The sequence below is a fragment of the Micromonospora sp. NBS 11-29 genome, assembly GCF_002140155.1.
Classification (GTDB): Bacteria; Actinomycetota; Actinomycetes; order Mycobacteriales; family Micromonosporaceae; genus Micromonospora.
In genome coordinates, this window is record NZ_NAPR01000015.1 from 9909 (window position 1) to 14660 (window position 4752).

General features: G+C 77.5%; 2 pseudogenes. Both read left to right on the forward strand.

The features are described from left to right. Positions 1-53: 53 nt before the first annotated feature. Positions 54-1721 (forward strand): annotated as a pseudogene (locus B1205_RS33480) (acyltransferase domain-containing protein); the annotation flags it as partial. Between the two features lie 777 nt (positions 1722-2498). Further along, positions 2499-4752 (forward strand): annotated as a pseudogene (locus tag B1205_RS33485) (type I polyketide synthase); the annotation flags it as partial.

The window sequence follows — 4752 nt, forward strand, 5'->3', positions numbered from 1 at the left end:
CCGCGCCGCTGCTGCTCGGCTCNATCGCCGGGATCATCAAGATGATCCACGCCATGCGGCACGGCGTCATCCCGGCCACGCTGCACGTCGACGAGCCGACGCCGCACGTCGACTGGACCGCCGGCGCGGTCCGCCTGGTCACCGAGCCGACGCCGTGGCCGGCGGTGGACCGGCCCCGCCGCGCCGCCGTCTCCTCGTTCGGCATGAGCGGCACCAACACGCACATCGTCCTGGAACAGCCCACCGACGAGACGCCGGCCCCGGCCACGCCCGCCGACCGGACCGCGCCGGTGCTGCTCGCCGGCCGGACCCGGACCGCGCTGCGCCAGCAGGCCGAGCGCTGGTCCCGGCACCTCGCCGACACCCCCGACCTCGCCCCGGCGGACCTGGCCTGGACCTCGGTGGTCTCCCGGTCACCGCTGGAACACCGGGCCGTGGTGCTCGCCGCCGACCGCGACGGCCTGGCCGCCGCGCTGGCCGCGCTCGCCGACGACCGACCCGCCCCGCACCTGGTCACCGGCGCCGCCGGGCAGCCCGGCGAGGTGGCGTTCGTCTTCCCCGGTCAGGGTTCCCAGTGGGTCGGGATGGCCGCCGGGCTGCTCGACACCGCGCCGGTGTTCGCGGAGAAGATGACCGCCTGCGCGGAGGCGCTGCGCCCGTACGTGGACTGGTCGCTGCTGGACGTGGTGCGCGGTGCGCCGGACGCGCCGTCGCTGGAACGGGTCGACGTGGTGCAGCCGGCCCTGTTCGCGGTCGGGGTGTCGCTGGCCGCGCTGTGGCAGTCCTACGGGGTGCAGCCCTCGGCCGTGGTCGGTCACTCGCAGGGTGAGATCGCCGCCGCCCACGTCGCGGGCGGGTTGAGTCTCGACGACGCGGCGGCGGTGGTGGCGTTGCGCAGCCGGGTCATCGCCGAGCTGGCCGGCGACGGGGGCATGGTGTCGGTGGCCACCACCGCCGACGAGGCGACGGAGACCATCGCCCGGTGGGACGGTCGGATCGCGCTGGCGGCGGTGAACGGCCCGAGCGCGGTGGTGGTCTCCGGTGACGCCGCCGCGCTGGACGAGATGGTCGCCCACTACGAGTCGCGGGACGTGCGGGTGCGCCGGGTACCGGTGGACTACGCCTCTCACTCCGCGCACGTCGAACCGCTGCGCGAGCAGCTCCTGGCCCGGCTCGCGCCGATCGAGCCCCGCACCGGCACCGTCCGCTTCCGCTCCACCGTGGTCGGCGACTGGCTCGACACCGCCGCCCTCGACGCCGACTACTGGTACCGCAACCTGCGCGAGACGGTCCGCTTCGACGACGCCGTCCGCAGCCTCGTCGACGCTGGCTACCGCACATTCGTCGAGGTCAGCGCGCACCCGGTGCTCACCATGGCGGTGCAGGACAGCGCCGAGGCCGTCGCCGGCCCGGACGCGGCCACCGTCACCGGCAGTCTCCGCCGCGACGAGGGTGGGCTCGACCGGTTCCACCGGTCCCTCGCGGCGCTGCACACCGCCGGCACGCCGGTGGACTGGCGGCCCGCCTTCGCCGGGCAGCCCGGCCGCCTCGTCGACCTGCCCACCTACCCGTTCCAGCGGCAGCACTACTGGGTGCCGGCCGCCGACCCGGCCGCCCCGACCACCGGCGCCGGCCTGCTCGACCACCGCTTCTGGGCGGCCGTCGACCGCGCCGACCTGGACGCCCTGCGCGACACCCTGGCCGTCGACGACGCCGAGGCGGCCGAGTCGCTGCGGACCCTCCTGCCCGTGCTCGCCGGCTGGCGACGCCGCCAGCAGGAACACGACCAGCTCGACGGCTGGCGCTACCGCGTCGAGTGGCAGGCCGTCGCCGAGCCCGCCGCCGGGCCGCTCGACGGGACCTGGCTGCTCGCGGTGCCCGCCGGCCTCGACGACGACCCGGCCGTGACCACCGTCCGCGCCGCGCTCACCGCCGCCGGCGCCGACGTCCGGCCGCTGACCGTCGCGCCGGACACCGACCGGTCCGCGCTCACCGCGGCCCTCACCGACGCCGCCGACCGGTCCGGGGTCGCGCCGGCCGCCCCGACCGTCGCCGCCGGGACCGCCGCGTCCGCCGCTCCGACCGCCGCCTCCGCTCCGACCGCCGCTGCCGCCGCCGGGACCGCCGCCGACGTGGCCGCGTCCGCCGACGCCAGCCCGACCGGGTACGCCGGGGTGGTCTCGCTGCTCGCCTGGGAACCGGCGGCCGGCACCGTCCTGCCCGGCCTGGCCGCCACGCTCGCCCTGACGCAGGCGCTCGGCGACGCCGGAATCGACGCCCCGCTCTGGCTGGTCACCCGCAACGCGGTCGCCGCCGCCGCCTACGACCGGGGCACCGACCCCGGGCAGGGCGCGGTCTGGGGACTCGGCCGAGTGGTCGGCGTCGAGGCGCCGCAGCGCTGGGGCGGTCTGGTCGACCTGCCCACCGAGCCCGACGCGCGGGCCGCCCGCCGGCTCGCCGCGCTGCTCGCCGCGCCGGCCGGCGAGGACCAGCTCGCCGTGCGCGGCCCCGGCGTCCTGGTCCGCCGCCTGGTCCGCGCGCCGCTCGGCGACCACCCTCCGGTACGCCGTTTCGCGCCCACCGGAACCACGCTGGTCACCGGCGGCACCGGTGGCCTCGGCGCGCGGGCCGCCCGCTGGCTCGCCGGCGCCGGCGCCGAACACGTGGTGCTGGTCGGCCGGCGTGGCCCGGCGGCGCCCGGCGCGGCCGAGCTGGCCGCCGAGCTGCGTGACCTGGGCGCCCGCGTCACGGTCGCCGCCTGCGACCTCGCCGACCGGGCCGAGGTCGCCGCGCTGCTCGACCGGCTCCGCGCCGACGGCCCGCCGATCCGCGTCGTCGTGCACACCGCCGGGCTGCCGCAGACCACCCCGCTGGCCGACGTCACCGCCGCCGAGCTGGCCGAGGTGACCGCCGGCAAGGCGGCCGGCGCCGCGCACCTGCACGACCTGCTCGCCGGCGACGACCTCGACGCCTTCGTCGTCTACTCGTCCATCGCCGCCACCTGGGGCAGCGCCGGGCAGGCCGGGTACGCCGCCGGCAACGCCTACCTGGACACGCTGGTGCAGCGGCGACGCGCCGACGGGCTGGCCGGCACCGCCATCGCGTGGGGCTCCTGGGGCGAGGGCGGCATGCACGCCGCCGATTCCGACCGGGCGCTGCGCCGCCGCGGGGTCCCGCCGATGGACCCCGAGATCGCCATGGGCGCGCTGCGGCAGGCCCTCGACCACGACGACGTGACGCTCACCGTCGCCGACGTCGACTGGTCCCGGTTCGCGCCCGCGTACGCCTCCGCCCGACGCCGGCCGCTGCTGGAGGGCGTACCCGAGGCGAAGGCCGCGCTCGACGGCGGCGTGCCGGCCGACGACGGCCCGGCGGCGACGCTGCGGGCCCGGCTCGCCGGCCTGGACCCGGCCCGGCGCGAGGAGACCCTCGCCGACCTGGTCCGGTCGCTCGCCGCCGACGTCCTCGGCCACGCCGACACCGCCGCCGTCCCCGCCACCACCGCGTTCCGGGACCTCGGCTTCGACTCGCTGACCGCGGTGGAACTACGCAACCGGCTGGTCACCGCCACCGGCCAGCCGCTGCCCACCACGCTGGTCTTCGACCACCCCACCCCGGTGGCGCTGGCCCGGCTGCTGCTGACCACGCTGCTCGGCGTCGATCCGGCGCCCATCGGGACTGCGTCGACCACCGTCGCGTCCAGGACCGCGCCGACCACCGTCGCGTCCGGGACCGCGTCGGCGACCGTCGCGGCCGGGGAGGAACCGGTCGCCGTGGTGGCGATGGCGTGCCGCTTCCCCGGCGGCGTCAGCGACCCGGAGGGGCTGTGGCGGATCGTCGCCGACGGCGTGGACACCGTCGGTGACTTCCCCACCGACCGGGGCTGGGACCGGGACATGCTCGTCGACCCCGACCCGGCGTCGTTCGGCACCACATACACCGACCAGGGCGCGTTCGTGCACGACGCGGGCGACTTCGACCCGGCGTTCTTCGGCATCTCGCCCCGCGAGGCGGCGGCCATGGACCCGCAGCAGCGGCTGCTGCTGGAGGCGTCCTGGGAGGCCATCGAACGGGCCGGCGTGGTCCCGGAGACGCTGCGCGGCTCCCGCACCGGCGTATTCGCCGGCACCAACGGGCAGGACTACCGGGCGCTGCTGCTCGTCGCCGCCGATGAGGGCTTCAGCGGCACCGACAACGCGGCCAGCGTGGTCTCCGGCCGGGTGTCGTACGCGCTGGGCCTGGAAGGGCCGGCCGTCTCCGTGGACACCGGCTGCTCCTCCTCGCTGGTCGCGTTCCACCTGGCCGTGCAGGCGCTACGTCGGGGCGAGTGCGACCTCGCCCTCACCGGCGGCGTGACCGTGATGGCGACCCCCGGCCTGTTCGTCGAGTTCTCCCGCCAACGCGGCCTCGCCGCCGACGGGCGGGTCAAGGCGTTCGCCGCCGCCGCCGACGGCACCGGCTGGGGCGAGGGCGTCGGCGTGCTGATGCTGGAACGGCTCTCCGAGGCCCGCCGCAACGGTCACCCGGTGCTCGCCGTGGTGCGCGGCAGCGCGATCAACCAGGACGGCGCGTCGAACGGCCTGACCGCGCCGCACGGCCCGTCGCAGCAGCGGGTGATCCGGGCGGCCCTGGCCGACGCGGGTCTGTCCACGTCGGACGTGGACGTGGTGGAGGCGCACGGCACCGGCACCACCCTCGGTGACCCGATCGAGGCGCAGGCGTTGCTGGCGACGTACGGGCAGGGGCGCCAGA